The organism is Kitasatospora sp. NPDC001309 (genome assembly GCF_042896295.1).
Classification (GTDB): domain Bacteria; phylum Actinomycetota; class Actinomycetes; order Streptomycetales; family Streptomycetaceae; genus Kitasatospora.
Genome location: NZ_JBIAXC010000021.1, coordinates 128,355 through 146,666, shown reverse-complemented (window position 1 = coordinate 146,666; position 18,312 = coordinate 128,355). Strand labels below are relative to the sequence as shown.

Below are 18,312 nucleotides of genomic sequence, written 5' to 3'. Positions count from 1 at the left end.
CTGCCGCTCGTGATCCGACAACACCAGCTCGGCCAGCCTCGGCCCAGGACGTCCCATGCACTGACCAACGACGGATCAAGGACTCAGGACACTAGTGTCCTGAGTCTGGAATTCGCTTCAGATATCCGGCGAGGCGTTCGAGGATCTCGTCGGCGGTCTTGGTCCAGATGTAGGGCTGCGGGTCGGTGTTCCAGGTGGCGATCCAGTCGCGGATGTCGGCTTCGAGGGCCTGGACGGACTTGTGGACGCCTCGCCGTATCTGCTTGTTCGTCAGCTCGGCGAACCAGCGCTCGACCAGGTTGAGCCATGACGAGCCGGTCGGGGTGAAGTGCAGGTGGAACCGGGGATGCGCCACCAGCCAGGTCTTGATCGCCGGGGTCTTGTGGGTGGCGTAGTTGTCCAGTACCAGGTGAATGTCCAGGCCCTGGGGGACCTCCTTGTCCAGCCGGAGCAGGAACTTCTTGAACTCCTCGGCCCGGTGGCGGCGGTGGAGCGAGCCGATGACCTTGCCGGTGGCGACCTCGAGTGCGGCGAACAGCGTGGTGGTGCCGTGGCGGACGTAGTCGGCGGTCATCCGCTGCGGCACGCCCGGCATCATCGGCAGCACCGGCTGGGACCGGTCGAGTGCCTGGATCTGGGATTTCTCGTCCACGCAGAACACCAGGGCCCGCTCGGGCGGGTCGAGGTAGAGGCCGACCACGTCGTGGACCTTGTCCACGAAGTACGGGTCGGTGGACAGCTTGAAGGTCTCGGCGCGGTGCGGCTGCAGTCCGAACGCGCGCCAGACCCGTGACACGGTGGACTGCGACAGGCCGGTCTCCCTGGCCATCGACCGGGTCGACCAGTGCGTGGCGTCCTTCGGGGTGCGTTCCAGGGTCCTGGCGACCAGGTCGGCCACCTGCTCGTCGGTCACCGTGCGGGGGCCGCCCGGCCTGGGCATGTCGCCCAGGCCGGCGATCCGGTGCTCGACGAACCGGGCGCGCCACCGGCCGACCGCGTGCGGGGTCGATCCCAGCCGCTCCGCGACGTCCTTGTTCGACGCGCCGCTCGCGCACTCCAGGATGATCCGGCACCGCAAAGCCCAGGCCTGCGGCGTCGACCGGCGACGCACCCACCCCTCCAGGGCGGCCCGCTCGTCGTCCGACAACACCAACTCGACCTTTGGTCGACCCGTCCGCACCATAGGATCAGTCTATATTTATGAATGAAATTCCAGACTCAGGACACTAGGGCGCCGTGGCGTGCCCCTGGCCCGCGCACTGCGCACTGCGCACGGTGCTGGACGCCACCAACGCCTCCCCGGCCCTCTGGCGGGGCGGCTGGAACGGGCGACGGGCCAGCGGTACGAAAGTGGTTGCTGAGGCGCGAATGGCTGCAGCATCTTCCGTTCGACCGGCCCGGCTGTCAGCATCGGCGCACACCGCCACCGCCACCGCTGCGGCCACCGCCACCGCTCGTGGGGCCCGAGGGAGTCGCCGATGCACCGCTGTGCCCCGTCCGGCCGGATCGACCTGCTGCTGCGCGGCGGCAGCCTGGTGGACGGCACCGGGGCTGCCGCCCGGCGGGCGGACGTGGCGGTCGTCGGCGACCGGGTGGCGGTCCTGGCGCCGGGGGCCGGGGCGGTGGACGCGGCCGAGGTGGTGGACGTCACCGGGCGGGTCGTCACCCCCGGCTTCATCGACGTCCACACCCACTCCGACGCCCTCACCGCCACCTTCGACGGCGCGGACCACGGCACCGAGGAGCTACGGCTGGCCCCGCTGCTCCAGGGCGTGACCACCGAGATCGCCGGGAACTGCGGCAGCAGCCTGTTCCCCGCGCTGCCCGCTCGGCTGCCCGCCCTCGCCGAGCACCTGCGGGTCACCTTCGGCCTCGGGCCGGTGCGCCCGGCCCGGGACTTCGCCGGTTTCGCCGCCGGGCAGCGGCCCGGCCTGCGGCGCACCCACCTGGCCTCGCTGGTCGGCCACGGGACCCTGCGGGCCGGGGTGATGGGCTTCGCGGACCGCCCGCCGACCCCCGGGGAACTGGCCGCGATGTGCGACCTGCTCGACCGCTCGCTCGGCCAGGGCGCCGCCGGGTTCTCCACCGGTCTGATCTACCCGCCCGGGGGCTACGCCGGCACCGAGGAGCTCGTCGCCCTGGCGTCGGTCGCCGCGCGCCACGGCAAGCCGTACGTGACCCACCTGCGGGACGAGATGTCCCAGGTGGAGAAGGCGCTGGAGGAGGCCCTGGAGATCGCCGCGCGCTCCGGCGCCGCGTTGCAGGTCTCCCACCACAAGACCGCCGGCCGGCACGCCTGGGGCGCCACCGTCCGGACCCTGGCCAGGCTGGCCCAGGCCCGCGCCGAGGGTGTGGACGTGCTCTGCGACGTCTACCCGTACACCGCGGGCAGCACCGTGCTGTCCGCGATGCTGCCGCCGTGGGTGAGCGAGGGCGGGCCCGCCGCCCTGCTGGCCCGGCTGGGCGGCCCCGAGGTGCGGGAGCGGATCCGGGCGGACCTCGTGCACGGGGTGGAGGGCTGGGAGAACACCGTCGGCAACGGCGGCTGGGACCTGATCTCGGTCGCCGCCGCCCCGGCCCGCCGCTCCGCCGAGGGGCGGCGGATCGCCGAACTGGCGGCCGAGCGCGGCGCGGACCCGGTGGACTACGTCTGCGAACTGCTGCTGGAGGGGCGGGGCGAGGTGACCATCATCAGCCACTCGATGCGCGAGGACGACGTCCGCCGGGTGCTGGCCAGCCCGCTGTCGATGATCGGCTCGGACGGGGTGCCCAAACCCGGCCGCCCGCACCCGCGGTGGGCGGGCAGCTTCGCCCGGGTGCTCGGCCACTACGGGCGGAGCCAGGGGCTGCTGCCGCTGGAGCTCGCGGTGCACAAGATGACCGGACTGCCCGCCGCGCGCTTCCGCCTGGACGGGCGCGGGGTGCTGCGGGACGGCGCGGTGGCGGACCTGGTCGTGCTGGACCCGGCGGCCGTGCTGGACCGGGCGACCTTCGCACGGCCGCTGCTGCCGCCGGAGGGCGTGGAGACGGTGCTGGTGGCCGGGCGGGTCGCGGTGCGCGGGGGGCGGCCGACCGGGGCCCGGGCGGGTGAGGTGCTCCGGGTCCGCTGAGACGTCGTGGCCTGGCGAGCCCGCCCCGCCCGGGGGCCTGCCGTCGATCAGTGGTGCTCGGAGCGCTCGGCGGTGTGGCCGCCGGCGGTGCTGGCGGGAGCCTCGGCGACGGTGGCGGCGCGGGGCGCGGACTGCTGGCCGTAGGCGGCCGCGAGGGACAGCAGGGCGGCGGCGGTGATCAGGAGGGCGGATATCCGGCGGGTCATCGGAGTCCAATCAGCTGAAATGGATGCTGGCGGCGCAAGCATGACACACCGGCAGCTCCCGGCGCAGGGCGCCGGAGGCGCTCAGCCCGCCCAGCGCCGTTCCAGCAGCGAACCGATCTCCGCTGCGGCGGCGTCGAGTTCGGCGAGGAAGGCGTGCAGCACCGGGTTGCGGTTGGTGGCCCGGGTGGCCACCCCGATCCGGCGGTGCAATCGGGGGTGGTCCAGTCGGCAGACGTGCACCCCGTCGGTGTCATCGGCCAGGCCGAGCGCGGGGATCAGCGCCACGCCCATCCCGGCCCGGGCGAGGTTGACGGTGACCTGGTAGTGGTCGCTGCGGCAGCGCACCCGGGGGCGGAACCCCTCGGCCGCGCAGGCGCGTTCGAGCACCGGCTCGCCGATGCCGCCGCCGTGGGTGCCGATCCAGCTCTCGTCCGCCAGCTCCGCCAGCCGCACCACCGGGCGCCGCCCCAGCCGGTGCCGGGGCGGCAGCACGACCAACTGCGGCTCGGCGAAGAACATCCGCACCCGCACCGCCGCCTCCCGGCACCACGGGTCCAGCGGGTGCTCGAAGACCACGGCCGCGTCCAGCCGGCCCGCCTCCAGGTCGGGCACCAGCTCGTGCGGCTGGCCCGTCACCAACTCCAGCTCCACCCGCGGGTACCGGGCCGCGAAGCCGGACAGCGCCCGGGGCAGCAGGTCCAGCCCGGCCGAGACGAAGAAGCCGACCCGCAGCACCCCGGCCGCCGCCTCCGCGTGCGCCCGCAGGTCGTCCCGGGCGACGGCCATCAGGTCGGCGATCGCCTGGGCGTGCTCGGCCAGCCGGGCCCCCGCCGCCGTCAGCCGCAGCGACTGCGGCGCCCGCTCCACCAGCGCGACCCCCAGCTCCTGCTCCAGGCGCGCGAGTTGGTGCGAGACGGCGGACGGGCTGAGGTGCAGCGCCTGCGCCGCGGCCACGATGGTGCCGCGGCGGGCGATCTCCAGCAGGACGAGCAGGCGGGCGCTGTTCAGCATCGGCCCAGACTAGGGTCCGTCTCCCGGGCCCTCCCCGGAACCCCGGGGCTCAGGCGCCCCGCTGGGCGTTCGCCGGTTCCGGGGCCGGCCGCGTAGTGCTGCCGTCGCCCGCGACGTCGAGGCGCAGCAGGTCGTACTCGGTCTCCCGGCGCACCACCAGCCGGGCCCGGCCGTCGCGGACGAAGACCACGGCGGGCCGCGGCAGTTTGTTGTAGTTGGAGGCCATCGCGTAGCCGTAGGCGCCGGTGACCGGGGTGGCGAGCAGGTCGCCGACCCGCAGGTCGGCCGGCAGGGCCGCGTCGTCGATGATCACGTCGCCGCTCTCGCAGTGCTTGCCGACCAGCCGGGCCCGGTACGGGCGGTGCGCCTCGGGGCAGCGCGGCAGGAAGGCCTCGTAGCCGGCGCCGTACAGCGCGGGCCGCAGGTTGTCGCTCATGCCGCCGTCCACGCTGACGTACGTCCGTACGTCCGGGATCCGCTTGACGGTGCCGACCCGGTACAGGGTCAGCCCGGCCCGGGCGGCTATCGAGCGGCCCGGCTCCACGCCGACCTCGCCCGTCCAGCCCGCGCCGCGCACCGCCGCGCGCACCCGCGCCGCCCAGACGGCGAAGGACGGGGCGCTCTGCCCGCCCACGTAGGCGACGCCGAGGCCGCCGCCCACGGTCAGTCCGGCGACCGCGCTGTCCACCGCGAAGCGGGCCACCGCGGCGGCCCCGTCGGCCAGTTCGGCCGGGTCGAGGACCTGGGAGCCGACGTGGGCGTGCACGCCCTCCAGCCGGACGGCCGAGGCGGCCGCGGCCCGGCGCACGGCGGCCGCGGCGGCGCCGTCGGCGAGGCCGAAGCCGAACTTGGAGTCGTGGCCGCCGGTGCGGATCGCCTCGTGGGCGCCGGCCGCGACGCCGGGCGCCACCCGCAGCCGGATCCGGGCGGGCGGCAGGCCCTCCACGTGGTGCAGCCGCTCGATCCGCTCCAGTTCGTCGAAGCTGTCCACCACGATGTGGTGCAGTCCGGCGGTCATCGCGGTGCGCAGCTCGCCGTCGTCCTTGTTGTTGCCGTGCAGGACGATGCGGTCCGGCTCCACCCCGGCGTACAGGGCGGTGCGCAGCTCGCCGCCGGAGGCGACGTCCAGCAGCAGGCCCTCGTCGGCGACCAGCCGGGCCATGGCCGTGCAGAGGAAGGCCTTGGAGGCGTAGGCCACGTTGCCCGGGCCGAAGGCGGCCACCGCCTCCCGGCAGCGGCTGCGCAGGTGCTCCTCGTCGTAGACGAAGAGCGGGGTGCCGTGCTGGCGGGCGATCTGCTCCAGCAGGACGCCTCCGACGGCCAGGCCCTCGGGCCGGACCTCGGCGGTGAGCGGCAGCAGGCCCGGCTCGACGGGGGAGTCGGCGGACGGCGGGGCGGGCGGCGCAGCGGACACGGTTCTTCCTCCCGGCAGGCTGATTCGCTGCTCATCCTCGGGCCTGGGGAGGGGGCGAGAAAGCGCATTCTTCGCGCCCTGAGCCGTACCTTCCTCGATGCTCGCGGGGTGCCGGCGGGCCGTCAGACCTTGGCGCCGTTCTTGCGGCGGGCGGTGGCCGGGAGGCCGTTGGCGAGGTCCTCGGTGAGGAGGCGCCAGGCGATGGCGTCGGCGGCGGTGCGGAGTTGGGGGCTGCGGGGGCGGCCGGCGTCGGCGTCGAGGCGGGCGTTGAGCCAGCCGGACCAGGCGCGGGCGAGGGAGCGGACCTCCTGGGTGCCGGCCTCGGTGTGGGTGAGGCGGTCGCCGTCGCGGGTGAGGTAGCCCTCGGCGGCCATCCGGTCGAAGACCGGTTCGAGGACCTCGGGCGGCAGCTTCTTGCGGGTGGCGATGAGGTCGAGGGAGGCGTGGCCGAGGGCCTTGGTGTGGCCGGCCACCTCCATCAGGGCCCAGGCGCCGGCGAGGTCGACGCGGGTGTCGGCGTCGCCGACGATGGTCCGTACGGTGTCCAGGTCGATGTCGCGCACGATCTTGCAGACGGCGTACTCCAGGTGCGGGTCGGAGTCGCTGGTGGTGGGTTGGGCGAAGCCCTCGCCCATGTCGGTGGAGCCGGCCCGGGTGGTGTCGCGCAATGGCACCTGCTTGAGGAACAGCGCGACCACGAAGCCGACCACGGCCACCGGGATGGTCCACAGGTACACGGTGTGCAGGGCGTCCGAGTACGACTGGATGATCGGTTCGGCCTGTGCGGCGGGCAGTTTGTGCAGGCCTTGCGGGCTCTCCGCGGCGTGCACCAGGGCGGCCGGGTCGGCGCCGGTGAGCCGGGCGGAGGCGGCGACGCCCTTGGCGAGTTCGGTCTTGAGGCCGTTGGCGTAGATGGTGCCGAACACGGCGGTGCCGAAGGAGCTGCCGATGGTGCGGAAGAAGGTCACCCCGGAGGTGGCGGTGCCGAGGTCGGCGTAGTCGACGGTGTTCTGCACGGCGATGGTCAGCACCTGCATGCTCAGCCCGATGCCGACGCCGAGCACGAACATGTAGAGGGAGGCCAGTGCGGTGCCGGTGCCGGGTTCGAGCCGGGACAGCAGGTAGAGGCCGACGGCCATGACCAGGGTGCCGGCGATCGGGAACAGCCGGTACTTGCCGGTCTTGCTGACCACGTTGCCGCTGGCGATCGAGGCGATCAGCAGGCCGATCACCATCGGCAGCATCCGCACGCCGGAGACGGTCGCCGAGTCGCCGTCCACGTACTGGAGGAAGGTCGGCAGGAAGGTCAGCGCGCCGAGCATCGCGAAGCCGACGATGAAGCTGAGCACCGAGCAGACCGCGAACACCGGGTTGCGGAACAGCCGCATCGGCAGCATCGGTTCGGCGGCCCGGGTCTCCGTCCAGCAGAACAGTCCGAGTGCGACCGCGCCGCCGACGAACAGGGCGATGATCACCCCGGAGCCCCAGGCGTACTGGTTGCCGCCCCAACTGGTCGCCAGGATCAGGGCGCTGGCGCCGACCGAGACCAGGGCGATGCCCAGGTAGTCGATCACCGGCCGCACCGCCGAGCGCACCGAGGGGATGGTCCGGGCGGCCGCGATCACCACGACGACGGCGATCGGCACGTTCACGTAGAACGCCCAGCGCCAGGACAGGTGGTCGGTGAACAGCCCGCCCAGCAGCGGCCCGATGACGGTGGCCAGGCCGAACACCGCGCCGATCGCGCCCTGGTACTTGCCGCGCTCGCGCAGCGGGATGACGTCCGCGATCAGTGCCATGGCGGTGACCATCAGCCCGCCCGCGCCGATGCCCTGCACGGCCCGCCAGGCGATCAGCAGGGTCATGTTGGTGGACAGGCCGCACAGGAACGAGCCGCCGACGAAGACGATCGCCGAGACCTGGAAGATCAGCTTGCGCCCGTACAGGTCGCCGAACTTGCCCGCCAGTACGGTGGCCACCGTCTCGGCCAGCAGGTAGGAGGTGACCACCCAGGACATGTGGGCGGCGCCGCCGAGGTCCGAGACGATGGTGGGCAGCGCGGTGCCGACGATGGTCTGGTCGAGGGCGGCCAGCAGCATGCCGAGCACGATGGTGGCGAAGACGACGTTCCGCTGCCGTACGTCGAGCACCGGCGGGGCGGAGGGCTGGGTCTCGGTGGCGACAGTCATGCCGCCAGCCTCGGGCGGCTCGGGGCCGGTCGCGATCCGGTTCGTCCGTTCGGGTGAGCAACCCGCGCGCCCGGGGCCGGACGGGGTTCGGGTGGCGGCGGGGCCCGGTGCAGGTGAGGATGAGCCGGAGCAGAGCCGGCACCAGTCCCCGGACACCGGGAAGAGGCTCCCATGACCGCCCCACCCTCCCGCGACGCGGAGCCCCCGCGCCCGCAGCCGCCCGGCGCCTCCGCCGTCGGCGGGCGGGCGGAGGCGCGGCGCTGGCGGGCGCTGACGGTCTGCCTGGTCGCCGGGTTCATGACCCTGCTGGACGTCAGCATCGTGAACGTCGCCCTGCCCACCGTCCGGGCCGGACTGCACATGTCCGACAGCGGCCTGCAGTGGGTGCTCAGCGGCTACGCGCTGGCCTTCGGCCTGGTGCTCGTCCCCGCCGGGCGGCTCGGCGACGCCCGCAGCCGGCGGGCCGTCTTCCTCACCGGGCTCGCCCTGTTCACCGCGGCCAGCGCGCTGGCCGGCGCGGCCCAGGACCAGGAGTGGCTGGTGCTGGCCCGGCTGTTCCAGGGCGCGGCCGGCGGGGTGCTGGTGCCGCAGGTGTCCGGCTTCATCCAGACCCTGTTCCAGGGCGCCGAACGCGGCCGGGCCTTCGGCGCGCTGGGCGCGACGATCGGGCTGTCCACCGCCGTCGGACCGCTGCTGGGCGGGCTGTTGATCCACGTGTTCGGCCCGCAGGACGGCTGGCGCTGGGTGTTCCTGGTCAACCTGCCGATCGGCCTGGTCGCCCTGCCGGTCGCCTACCGGCTGCTGCCGCCGCCCCGCCCGGCCGGCGAGCGGGCCGGGCAGCGGGACTTCGACCCGGTCGGGGTGCTGCTGCTCGGCGCGGGGACGGTCGCCCTGCTGCTGCCGTTCGTCCAGGAGCAGCAGTGGCACAGCCCGGCCCGCTGGCTGCTGCTGCCGCTGGCGGCGGTGCTGCTGACGGCCTTCGTCGGCTGGGAGCGCCACTACGCGCGGGAGCGGCCGGACGGGCGGCGGCGCGAACCGCTGGTCAGCATGGCGCTGTTCGCGGTGCGGCCGTACGCGGCGGGGGTGCTGCTGTCGCTGGTGTACTTCGCCGGGTTCACCGCGATCTTCTTCATCTTCACGCTCTACCTCCAGGCCGGGCACCACTACTCGGCCCTGACGGCCGGTCTGGCGATCACCCCCTTCGCGGTCGGTTCGGGCGTGGCGGCCGCGGTGGGCGGGCGGCTGGTGAGCCGGTACGGACGCCGGCTGGTGGTGGCGGGGCTGCTGCTGGTGCTGGGCGGCCTGCTGGCCTCGGCCTTGGCGGTGCAGCTGTGGGACGGGCCGCTGGTGGGCTGGACGACGCTCGGCCCGCTGCTGGTGGCCGGTGCGGGGAGCGGCCTGGTGATCGCCCCGAACCAGACCCTCACCCTCCAGCACGTCCCGCTGACCCGGGCGGGCAGCGCCGGCGGTGTGCTGCAGACCGCCCAGCGGGTCGGCTCGGCGGTCGGCATCGCGGTCGTCGGCTCGGTCTTCTTCGCCCACGCCGGGGGACGCCGCCCGGACTGGGCGCTGGCCTTCCAACTGGGCGTCACGGTCGCGGCCGGGCTGGTCCTGGCGGCGCTGCTGGTCGCCCTCGCCGAGGAGTGGGCGAGCCGGCGGGAGAGCGCAGGGCCCGTCAGTGGTGACGGCTCCGCCAGTGGTCGCGGCCCCGTCAGTGGTCGCGGCGCCGGATCACCGCCACCGCGATGAGCACCGAGGCCAGCGCCCACACCGCGTAGCTGGTCCAGGAGCCGGCCACGGTGGCCGGGTAGTCGGTCGGGCGCATCCCGGCCAGGGTGGTGCGGGCGAGGCGCTGCCAGGCCGGGAAGGGCAGGGCGTGCAGGAGGTCGGCGCTCCACCGGTAGCGCTCGGTGACGACGGAGGGCAGGAAGAACAGCACCGCGATGGTGCCCACCGCCGCGCCCGCGCTGTGCCGGATCAGGGTGCCGAGGCAGAGCCCGACCAGTCCGCAGACCGGGGCGAACAGCGCGGCCGCCGCCACGTACCGGAAGGCGGTCGGGTCGCCGATCGACTGCCCGATGCCCCGGTCGGCCAGGATCGCCTGGGTGAGGGCGAAGGACAGACCCGCGGTGAGCACGCCGAAGCCGAGCAGAACGGCCGTCAGCACGCCCGCCTTGGCGAGCAGGACGGCCCGGCGGTCGGGGACGGCGGCCAGCGTGGTGCGGATCAGGCCGGTCGCGTACTCGCCCGCGATGACGATCGCGCCGAGGCCGCCGGCGAGCAGCATCACGACGTCGGCGGAGCCGGTGATGAAGGAGACGTTCAGGGCTTCCTGCTTCATCACCGCCGGGTCGCCGTCGCCGGGCGTGTAGTGGTCGTGGGTGTACTGGGCGGACTTGAGGTTGGCGGCGAGGATGAGCAGCGCGCCGACCGCGAGCACCCAGGGGATCGAGCGCAGTGACCAGAACTTGAGCCACTCGGCAGCGAGCAGGTCGCCGAAACGGGCGCGGCGTACGGGGGTCGAGGAGCGCAGGGGGGTGCTCATGGGGGTGTTCATCGGTTCTCTCCGGCGAGGTACTCGACGCTGTCGGCGGTCAGTTCCATGAAGGCCTCCTCCAGGGAGGCGCCGCGTTCGGTCAGGCCGTACAGCAGCAGGCCTTGCTCCAGGGCGAGTTCACCGATCCGTTCGACGCCCAGCCCGGTCACGTCGAGGCTGCCGTCCGGCTCGGGGCGGACGGTGGCGCCGGCGGCCCGCAGCAGGGCCGCCAGCCGCTCGGGTTCCGCGGCGCGGACACGGACGGTGGCGCGGCCGGCCCGGGCGGCGAACGCGCCGAGGCTCTCGTCGGCGATCAGCCGGCCGCGGCCGATCACCACCAGCCGGTCGGCGGTGTGCTCCATCTCGGCCATCATGTGGCTGGAGACGAAGACGGTGCGGCCCTCGTCCGCGAGGCGGCGGAACAGGCCGCGCACCCAGAGCACGCCCTCGGGGTCGAGGCCGTTCAGCGGCTCGTCGAAGAGCAGTACGGGCGGGTCGCCGAGCAGGGCCCCGGCGATGCCCAGGCGCTGCTTCATGCCCAGTGAGTAGCCGCCGATCCGGCGTCCGGCGGCGTCGGTGAGGCCGACCTCGGCGAGCACCTCGTCCACCCGGCGGCGCGGGATCGCGTTGCTGCGGGCGAGGGCCCGCAGGTGGGCGCCGCCGGTGCGGCCGCCGTGCACGTCCCCGGCGTCGAGCAGGGCGCCGACCTCGCGCAGGCCGCGCGGCAGGCCGCGGAAGTCCCGGCCGCCCACGGTGGCGGTGCCGGAGGTGGGGGCGTTCAGGCCCAGCACCATCCGCAGGGTGGTGGACTTGCCGGCGCCGTTGGGGCCGAGGAAGCCGGTGACGTGGCCGGGGCACACGGTGAAGGTCAACTGGTCGACGGCCGTGCGGCGGCCGTAGCGCTTGGTCAGCTCGGTGACTTCGATCATGGCCACCACGATGCCGGGGGAGCCCCCGCGGCCGCATCGGACCGGCGTCGACACCGCAGGTCGGCCCCGGTCGTACAACCAGGGCTGGATGACGGCGCCCGCACCCGTCGTTACGATCTTGGACCATGCCCACCACACCGACGCCCCCGCTGCTGCGACGCGTCCCGCCCGAGGCCTGGGTCGCCCTCGCCTGGTGCGTGGCCGCCGCCTACCCCGCCGTGCTGCTCGGCGGCACCGCCCGGCTGCATCGGGGCGCCGCCCTGCACGGCGGCCTGGCCTTCACCCTGGGCGACACGGCGGTGGCCTTCCTGGGCGCGGCGCTGGTGCGCCGGCTGCCGGTGCTCTCGGTCGCCCTGCTGCTGTTCGCCACCTGGATGGAGACCGACGGCTTCTCGGCCCAGGTCCAGGTCTCCCCGGCCGCACTGCTGGCGGTGTACGTCGCACTGTTCCTGATCACCGCCCGCTGCCCGCGCCGCAGTTCGCGGGCCGCCTTCGCACTGGCGGCGGTCTTCCTGGTGCTGCACATGGGCCTGGTCCACGGCAACACCGTCGGCATCTTCACCGGCACCCACATCGGCGAGGCGGACGGCGCCGCGCTGCTCGCCCTGGTCGCCTGGCTGGCCGGGCGCTCGGTGCGGCAGAACCGGGAGCACGCCGAGACCCTGAGCAGCCGGGTGGCCGCCGAGGCGGTGACCGCCGAACGGCTGCGGATCGCCCGGGAGATGCACGACACCGTCGCGCACAGCATGGGCATCGTGGCCCTCCAGGCCGGTGCGGCCCGCCGGGTGATCGACCGCCGGCCGGAGCGGGCCAAGCAGGCCCTGGGCGAGATCGAGGCGGCCGGCCGGGAGACCCTCGCCGCGCTGCGCCGGATGCTGGTCGCGCTGCGCCAGGCCGACGGCGAGGTGTCCGACACCGTCCCGGCGGGCCTGGCCGACCTCGACCGGCTGGCCGCGGCCACCACCGCGGCCGGGGTGCGGGTGGAGGTGCGGCGCACGGGCGAACCGGGGCCGCTGCCACCGGAGATCGACCTCTCGGCGTTCCGGATCATCCAGGAGTCGGTGACCAACGTGGTGCGGCACGCGCGGGCCGCCGAGTGCCTGGTGACCGTCGACCGCAGCCGGGCCGAGGAGCTCCGGGTGGAGGTCACCGACCGGGGGCGGGGCCGGGGCCACGGCGCCGCGCCCGGCAGCGGCTTCGGCCTGGCCGGGCTGCGCGAGCGGGTCGCCCTGCTGCACGGCGAGTTCGAGGCCGGGCCGCGCCCGGACGGCGGCTTCCGGGTCGCCGCCCGGCTGCCGGTCCCGCTCCCCGAGGGGGTGACCGCGTGATCCGGGTGGTGCTGGCCGACGACCAGCCGCTGGTGCGGGCCGCGTTGGAGATGGTGATCACCGAGACGACGGACGTCGAGGTGGTCGGCGAGGCGGGCGACGGCGCCGAGGCCGTCCGGCTGGCCGCCGAACTGCGGCCGGACGTCGTGGTGATGGACATCCGCATGCCGGGCACCGACGGCATCGAGGCGACCCGGCGGGTGACCGCGGCGGGCGGGCCGACGAAGGTGGTGGTGCTGACCACCTTCGACGAGGACGAGCACGTGTACGCGGCGCTGCGCGCCGGGGCCTCCGGCTTCCTGGTCAAGGATATGGCGCTGGACGACATCCTCGCCGCGGTGCGGGTGGTGGCCGCGGGGGAGGCGCTGATCGCCCCGAGCGTCACCCGGCGGCTGATCGGGGCGTTCGCGGCCCAGCAGCCGAAGCCCGCACCGGCCGCCGCCGCGCGGCGGCTGGAGGCGATCACCGAGCGGGAGCGGGAGATCCTCACCCTGGTCGGCCGGGGCCTGTCCAACACCGAGATCGCCGCCGAACTGGTGCTCAGCATCGCCACGGTGAAGACCTACATGACCCGGCTGCTCGCCAAGCTGGACGCCCGCGACCGGGTCCACCTGGTCATCCTGGCCTACGAGGCGGGCCTGGTCACCGTCCCCGGCTGACCGGACCCGCCCTTCCGGGGCTCAGTCCTTGACCGCCACGCCCGCGTACATCGCGATGTCCCGGTCGCGGACCGCCGGGGCGTGCGGGTCCGGCCGCCAGTGGTGGACCAGGGTGACGCCCGGGTCGAGCAGCCGGTAGCCGTCGAAGAAGGCCTCGGTCTCGGCCCGGTCGCGGATCTGCAGCGGGATGCCCCGGGCGTTGTACTCCCGGCCGACCCCGCCCACCCCGACCGGGTCGGTGTCGCCGGTGAACACGGTGAGGGCGAGGAAGCTGCCGGGCGCCAGCGCGTCCATGAACCGGCGGACGATGCCCTGCGGGTCGTCCTCGTCCAGCACGAAGTGGACGATGGCGATCAGCGAGAGCGCCACCGGCTGCGAGAGGTCGAGCACCTCGCGCAGCCGGGGGTCCTCGATGATCGACTCCGGGTTCCGGAAGTCGGCGTCCACGTAACAGGTGCGCCCCTGGGGCGTGCTGTCCATCAGGGCGCGCGCGTGGGTCAGCACGATCGGGTCGTTGTCGACGTAGCCGACCCGGGCCTCGGGGGCGATCGCCTGGGCGATCTCGTGCACGTTGGGCGAGGTGGGGATGCCGGTGCCGATGTCCAGGAACTGCCGCACCCCGTACTGCTCGGTGAGGTGGCGCACCGAGCGCTGCATGAAGGCGCGGGTGGTCCGCATGGACGTCGGCAGCGCCGGCCAGGCCTGGACGGAGGCGTGCGCGGCGGCCCGGTCCGCCTCGAAGTTGGTCTTCCCGCCGATGAGGTAGTCGTAGACCCGCGCGGAGTGCGGCACGTCCATCCGCAGGTCGATCGAGGGGTAGTGCTCGTCCGTCACGCTCTCGCTCCCCGTTGCTTCGGGCATCCGTCACCGGGCGCCAGGGCGGCCGGTCTTGGTGCGCATGGTAACGGTTCGCCGGTGTGACGGTATGACGAGGGCTCAGGCCAGGGGCGCCTCCGGACTGCGCGCCTCCAGCCCCACCGCCTGCCGGGGCAGCGCCCCCGCCCGGCCGTCCCGCCCGGCCGCCAGCTCCACCGCCGCACCGATCCAGGCCGCACCGAACGCCCAGGTCGCCACCCACTCGCACAGGTAGACCGGCCGCACCGCCCAGTCGGAGCCGAACCCGGACAGCCCCGTCACCACCGCCGCCAGCAGGGCGACCAGGATCAGCACCCCCGCCGCCAGGTACGCCGTCGCCACCCGGGCGGGCTGCGCCGAGCGCGGATTGCGGAAGGAGTACAGGCAGAACAGCGCCAGCATCACGAACAGCAGCCCGGCGAAGGCCAGATGGAACACCCCGACCGTGCGCTGCAACCCGGTCGGGTCCGACGGCGCGGTCGGACACAGCGCGACGCCGAGCGCGAACACCCCGGCGGCCGTGCTCCACCGGTCGTCCCGCCGGTCCAGCCGGTAGCAGATCAGGAACACCCCGAGCGCGCACAGGGCGCCCACGAAGACGTTCCGGGTGCCGCCGTAGTACGCGGCGCTCATCGACGCGGGCCAGAAGCCGTCCGTGGCCCGCCCGGTGAGCTCGTCCGCCAGCCAGTTGCCCAGGGGCAGGGCCGGTGGCAGCAGCACGCCGATCGCGCCGACGCCGAAGCGCAGGAAGGTGATGGTCCGTTCGTCCTGGACGGTCTGTTGTCGGGACTCGGGGGATTCGACGGTGTTCGCGGCACTCCGGTCGTCGGTCACGGATGCCTCCTCGCTGGTGAGCGCGATGGTTGGCCGTCAACTGGTGTACCCGCAACCGGAGATCGACCCACCACCGAATCGGGTGGTTTGGCGGTTCTCCACCACGTTTTCCACCACGCGGCCTTGGCAGACAGCGCCGCCTCGGTCTACAGCGCCGCCTCGGCGCCGGGTTCGAGGCGGAACTCGGCGTCGTCCGCGTCGTAGTCGTAGAGCTCGCCGTAGCGGCCCCAGTCGATGGCGGTCTCCAACTGGCGCCGGGCGTCCGCGGTGTCGTAGCCGGACCGCAGCAGGTCGAGGAAGAGGTCCTCGCGGAGCTTGTGGTCCCGGGTGGCGGCCAGGGACTGGACGACGGCCCGCACCAGCGGGGCCCGGCGGGCGGCCTGGCGGGCGAACAGCTGCTTCCTGGTGAGGATGTCGGCGGCGGCGAACTCGCGGCCGGCGGCCGTGATGGCGAAGCGGCCGTCGGTGGTGCCGGCGAGGTCGAGCAGGACGGCGGCGTCGACCAGCGGGAGCAGGTCGTCGACCTCGAAGTTGAGCTCGTCGGCGATCTCGGCCAGGCCCTCCTCACCGCCCATGGCCAGCAGGATCTCCAGCAGGCCGGCCAGCCCGCCGACGGTGGCGGGCGGCAGCGGGGTGGTGATCGGGGTGACGGCCGGTCGGGCGGCGGGTTCGGTGGCGGGCTGCTCCTCGCGGCCGGTGAGGATGCCGTAGACGGTGTCGACCAGGGCCTCGAACTGGGGGGTGCGGCGGTCGCGCGGGCGGGGCAGGTCGACGGTCAGCTCGGAGCGGATCCGGCCGGGGTTGGAGGACAGCACGAGGATCCGGTCGGCCAGCAGCACCGCCTCCTCGATGTTGTGGGTGACGATCAGGATGGACTTGACCGGGGCCCCGCGGCCCTCCCACAGGCCGACCAGTTCGTTGCGCAGGTTCTCGGCGGTCAGCACGTCCAGGGCGGAGAACGGCTCGTCCATGAACAGCGCGTCCGGTTCGACGACCAGCGCCCGGGCGAAGCCGACCCGCTGGCGCATCCCGCCGGACAGCTCCTTGGGGTAGGCGCCCTCGAAGCCGTCCAGGCCGATCAGGTCGATCGCCCGCAGCGCCCGCTCGCGCCGCTCCTCCTCGCCCACCCCGCGTGCCTGGAGGCTGAGTTCGACGTTCTGCTGGACGGTCAGCCAGGGCAGCAGGGCGAAGGACTGGAACACCATGGCCACCCCCGGGCTGGCGGCCCGCAGCGGGGTGCCCCGGTAGGTGACCGTCCCGGAGGAGGGCGCGATCAGCCCGGCCAGGCAGCGCAGCAGGGTGGACTTGCCGGAGCCGGACTTGCCGAGCAGGGCGACGATCTCGCCCTCGGCCAGGTGCAGGCCGATGTCGTCGAGCACCGGCAGGGCCCGTCCGTCCGGGGTGGTGAAGGTCTTGGTGACGGCGGAGGCCTCGACGATCGTGGCGCGGGCGGGGGCGGCGGTCATCGTGCGGGGTCTCCTCAGAGGGCGTAGCGGGTCTCGGAGAGCCGGTAGAGCCGGCGCCACAGCAGCCGGTTGAGCGCGACGACGTAGCAGCTCATCACGCTCACCCCGACCAGGATCCTGGGGAAGTCGCCGGTGCCGGTGGCGTCGGCGATGTACGAGCCGAGCCCGGTGGCGGTCAGGTGGTGCGCGCCGTAGTCGACCACCTCGGCGACGATCGAGGCGTTCCAGGCGCCGCCGGCCGCGGTGATGCCGCCGGTGACGTAGTACGGGAAGACCGCCGGCAGGACGAAGGCCCGCCAGCGCAGCCCGCCCCGGACCTGGAAGCCGGTCATCGCCTCGCGCAGGTCGCTGGGGATCGCGGAGGCCCCGGCGATCACGTTGAACAGGATGTACCACTGGGCGCCGAGCGCCATCAGCAGCACCGAGCCGAGGTTCAGCGAGATGCCGAGGGCGACGAACGCGGCGGTGGCGAAGGGGAACAGGAAGTTCGCCGGGAAGCTGGCCAGCACCTGCACCACCGGCTGGGCGAAGCGGGTGACCTTCGGGTTCATGCCGATCCACACCCCGACCGGCACCCAGACGGCGGTGGCCGCCACGAGCAGCACCAGCACCCGTCCGAAGGTGGCCGCGCCGAGCGCGAAGGCGTGGCCGAACTCGCCCAGGCCGACGGTGGTGCGGACGTAGTCGAAGGCCTTCCAGGCGCCGAGGACCACCACGGCGGCCACCGCCCCGGCGAAGAACACGTCCCCGGTGCGCTCCCGGGAGACGGGCCGGGCGAGCGGGTGCTCGGCGAGGCCGAACACCCGGGTGGCCCGGTCCAGCGCGAGCCCGACCGGCCGCAGCGGGCGGGCGGCCAGCTCCGGCAGGCTGGAGCGGCGCAGCAGGTCCAGGACGAGGCTGCGCGGCCGGTCGGCGGCCTCCGACTCCTCCACCCGGAAGCGTTCGGACCAGGCCGTCATCGGCCGCCAGAACAGCACGTTGACGCCGATCACCATCACGACCATCACGCCGATCGCGATGCCGACCTGGCCCAGGTCGCCGTTGCCGATGGCGGTGGCCGCGTAGGAGCCGATGCCGGGCAGCGCGTAGCGGTGGTTGAGCACGCTGATCGACTCGGAGGCGGCCAGGAAGAACCAGGCCCCGCCGAAGCTCATCATCCCGTTCCAGACCAGCGGGATCATGCCGCTGGGCACGTCCAGGCGCCAGAACCGCTGCCACTTGGTCAGCCGCATCACCCGGGCCGCCTCGTCCAGTTCGCCCGGCTGGCTGACCAGGGAGTAGTAGAACGCGAAGGTCATGTTCCAGGCCATCGAGGTGAAGATGGCGAAGACCGACGCGCATTCGAGGCCGAGGGTGGAGCCGGGGAAGAGGTTGATGAAGGCGGTGACGGTGATCGACAGGAAGCCGAGGATCGGCACCGACTGGAGGATGTCGAGGACCGGCAGCAGCACCTTCTCGGCCCGCCGCATCCGGGCCGCGGCGGTCGCGTAGACGAAGGTGAACAGCACCGAGGCGATCAGGGCGACGAACATCCGCAGCAGCGAGCGCACCGCGTAGAAGGGCAGCCGGGAGGGGTCGGTGGAGACGGTGGCGGGGGCCTGGTCGGGCAGGAACGGGGCGTCGAGCGAGGGGGCGAGCCGCAGCAGCCCGTACAGCCCGGCCACCAGGGCGGCGGCGACCAGGACGTCCACCCAGCGCAGTCCGGGGCGGCGCCACACGCCGCGGGAGGGGAAACCGCCGTCGCCGCCGGTCACCCCTACCACCGTCCGTCCGCT

Annotated in this window: 15 protein-coding genes; 4 read left to right on the top strand and 11 right to left on the bottom strand. The window is 73.9% G+C overall.

The genetic code is table 11. The features are described 5' to 3' along the window. Window positions 1-91: 91 nt before the first annotated feature. On the bottom strand, window positions 92-1,183 hold the full coding sequence (locus ACFY2K_RS21915) for an IS630 family transposase (protein ID WP_387713323.1): 1,092 nt from the start codon (window positions 1,181-1,183) through the stop codon (window positions 92-94). Window positions 1,184-1,478: 295 nt separating this feature from the next. On the opposite strand from ACFY2K_RS21915, the gene ACFY2K_RS21910 reads away from it, so the two are divergent. Continuing rightward, window positions 1,479-3,110 carry an amidohydrolase family protein gene (locus ACFY2K_RS21910; protein WP_380642287.1) on the top strand — a complete coding sequence of 544 codons (1,632 nt, stop codon included), beginning with the start codon at window positions 1,479-1,481 and terminating at the stop codon, window positions 3,108-3,110. A 47-nt stretch (window positions 3,111-3,157) separates the two neighbouring features. On the opposite strand, the gene ACFY2K_RS21905 is transcribed toward ACFY2K_RS21910, so the two are convergent. From ACFY2K_RS21905 to ACFY2K_RS21890, 4 genes are all read right to left on the bottom strand, one after another. Beyond that, window positions 3,158-3,316: a hypothetical protein gene (locus ACFY2K_RS21905; protein ID WP_375884410.1), complete on the bottom strand. Its 159-nt coding sequence runs from the start codon at window positions 3,314-3,316 to the stop codon at window positions 3,158-3,160. A gap of 81 nt (window positions 3,317-3,397) precedes the next feature. Further along, window positions 3,398-4,327: a LysR family transcriptional regulator gene (locus tag ACFY2K_RS21900; protein WP_387713319.1), complete on the bottom strand. Its 930-nt coding sequence runs from the start codon at window positions 4,325-4,327 to the stop codon at window positions 3,398-3,400. A 49-nt stretch (window positions 4,328-4,376) separates the two neighbouring features. Beyond that, window positions 4,377-5,741, bottom strand: a complete 1,365-nt coding sequence (gene lysA, locus ACFY2K_RS21895; protein WP_380522726.1) for a diaminopimelate decarboxylase — start codon at window positions 5,739-5,741, stop codon at window positions 4,377-4,379. A 122-nt stretch (window positions 5,742-5,863) separates the two neighbouring features. Next, the gene (locus tag ACFY2K_RS21890) at window positions 5,864-7,930 is read right to left on the bottom strand and encodes an MDR family MFS transporter (protein ID WP_387713315.1); all 2,067 of its coding nucleotides are present in this window, start codon (window positions 7,928-7,930) and stop codon (window positions 5,864-5,866) included. A gap of 171 nt (window positions 7,931-8,101) precedes the next feature. On the opposite strand from ACFY2K_RS21890, the gene ACFY2K_RS21885 reads away from it, so the two are divergent. Further along, entirely contained in the window at window positions 8,102-9,679 is a 1,578-nt protein-coding gene (locus ACFY2K_RS21885; RefSeq protein ID WP_387713312.1) for an MFS transporter, read from the top strand. On the opposite strand, the gene ACFY2K_RS21880 is transcribed toward ACFY2K_RS21885, so the two are convergent. Together ACFY2K_RS21880 and ACFY2K_RS21875 are read right to left on the bottom strand one after the other, a co-directional pair. Further along, window positions 9,642-10,475, bottom strand: coding sequence for an ABC transporter permease (locus tag ACFY2K_RS21880; RefSeq protein ID WP_380522723.1), 834 nt, complete (start codon window positions 10,473-10,475; stop codon window positions 9,642-9,644). The genes ACFY2K_RS21885 and ACFY2K_RS21880 overlap by 38 nt on opposite strands. 8 nt (window positions 10,476-10,483) lie before the next feature. Next, window positions 10,484-11,395 (bottom strand): ABC transporter ATP-binding protein, encoded by a 912-nt coding sequence (locus ACFY2K_RS21875; protein WP_387713309.1) that lies wholly within the window; start codon window positions 11,393-11,395, stop codon window positions 10,484-10,486. Between the two features lie 125 nt (window positions 11,396-11,520). Here ACFY2K_RS21875 and ACFY2K_RS21870 point away from each other — a divergent pair, with 125 nt between their 5' ends. Both ACFY2K_RS21870 and ACFY2K_RS21865 read left to right on the top strand, forming a co-directional pair. Beyond that, the gene (locus tag ACFY2K_RS21870; RefSeq protein ID WP_387713306.1) at window positions 11,521-12,723 is read left to right on the top strand and encodes a sensor histidine kinase; all 1,203 of its coding nucleotides are present in this window, start codon (window positions 11,521-11,523) and stop codon (window positions 12,721-12,723) included. Further along, window positions 12,720-13,382: a response regulator gene (locus ACFY2K_RS21865; RefSeq protein ID WP_375884428.1), complete on the top strand. Its 663-nt coding sequence runs from the start codon at window positions 12,720-12,722 to the stop codon at window positions 13,380-13,382. The genes ACFY2K_RS21870 and ACFY2K_RS21865 overlap by 4 nt, the downstream gene beginning before the upstream one ends. Before the next feature lie 21 nt (window positions 13,383-13,403). On the opposite strand, the gene ACFY2K_RS21860 is transcribed toward ACFY2K_RS21865, so the two are convergent. The 4 genes from ACFY2K_RS21860 to ACFY2K_RS21845 form a co-directional block, all read right to left on the bottom strand. Next, entirely contained in the window at window positions 13,404-14,243 is an 840-nt protein-coding gene (locus ACFY2K_RS21860; RefSeq protein WP_375884430.1) for an SAM-dependent methyltransferase, read from the bottom strand. Between the two features lie 75 nt (window positions 14,244-14,318). Beyond that, the gene (locus ACFY2K_RS21855; RefSeq protein WP_387713303.1) at window positions 14,319-15,071 is read right to left on the bottom strand and encodes a hypothetical protein; all 753 of its coding nucleotides are present in this window, start codon (window positions 15,069-15,071) and stop codon (window positions 14,319-14,321) included. Window positions 15,072-15,217: 146 nt separating this feature from the next. Continuing rightward, window positions 15,218-16,537 carry a nitrate/sulfonate/bicarbonate ABC transporter ATP-binding protein gene (locus tag ACFY2K_RS21850; RefSeq protein WP_380642277.1) on the bottom strand — a complete coding sequence of 440 codons (1,320 nt, stop codon included), beginning with the start codon at window positions 16,535-16,537 and terminating at the stop codon, window positions 15,218-15,220. Between the two features lie 14 nt (window positions 16,538-16,551). Further along, window positions 16,552-18,291: an ABC transporter permease gene (locus tag ACFY2K_RS21845; RefSeq protein ID WP_375884439.1), complete on the bottom strand. Its 1,740-nt coding sequence runs from the start codon at window positions 18,289-18,291 to the stop codon at window positions 16,552-16,554. Window positions 18,292-18,312 lie beyond the last annotated feature (21 nt).

Excerpts from the sequence above, each read along its gene's own strand:
- ACFY2K_RS21915 (WP_387713323.1), bottom strand. The coding sequence starts at position 1,183 with ATGGTGCGGACGGGTCGACCAAAGGTCGAGTTGGTGTTGTCGGACGAC.
- ACFY2K_RS21910 (WP_380642287.1), top strand. The coding sequence starts at position 1,479 with ATGCACCGCTGTGCCCCGTCCGGCCGGATCGACCTGCTGCTGCGCGGC.
- ACFY2K_RS21905 (WP_375884410.1), bottom strand. The coding sequence starts at position 3,316 with ATGACCCGCCGGATATCCGCCCTCCTGATCACCGCCGCCGCCCTGCTG.
- ACFY2K_RS21900 (WP_387713319.1), bottom strand. The coding sequence starts at position 4,327 with ATGCTGAACAGCGCCCGCCTGCTCGTCCTGCTGGAGATCGCCCGCCGC.
- ACFY2K_RS21890 (WP_387713315.1), bottom strand. The coding sequence starts at position 7,930 with ATGACTGTCGCCACCGAGACCCAGCCCTCCGCCCCGCCGGTGCTCGAC.
- ACFY2K_RS21885 (WP_387713312.1), top strand. The coding sequence starts at position 8,102 with ATGACCGCCCCACCCTCCCGCGACGCGGAGCCCCCGCGCCCGCAGCCG.
- ACFY2K_RS21880 (WP_380522723.1), bottom strand. The coding sequence starts at position 10,475 with ATGAGCACCCCCCTGCGCTCCTCGACCCCCGTACGCCGCGCCCGTTTC.
- ACFY2K_RS21875 (WP_387713309.1), bottom strand. The coding sequence starts at position 11,395 with ATGATCGAAGTCACCGAGCTGACCAAGCGCTACGGCCGCCGCACGGCC.
- ACFY2K_RS21870 (WP_387713306.1), top strand. The coding sequence starts at position 11,521 with ATGCCCACCACACCGACGCCCCCGCTGCTGCGACGCGTCCCGCCCGAG.
- ACFY2K_RS21860 (WP_375884430.1), bottom strand. The coding sequence starts at position 14,243 with ATGCCCGAAGCAACGGGGAGCGAGAGCGTGACGGACGAGCACTACCCC.
- ACFY2K_RS21850 (WP_380642277.1), bottom strand. The coding sequence starts at position 16,537 with ATGACCGCCGCCCCCGCCCGCGCCACGATCGTCGAGGCCTCCGCCGTC.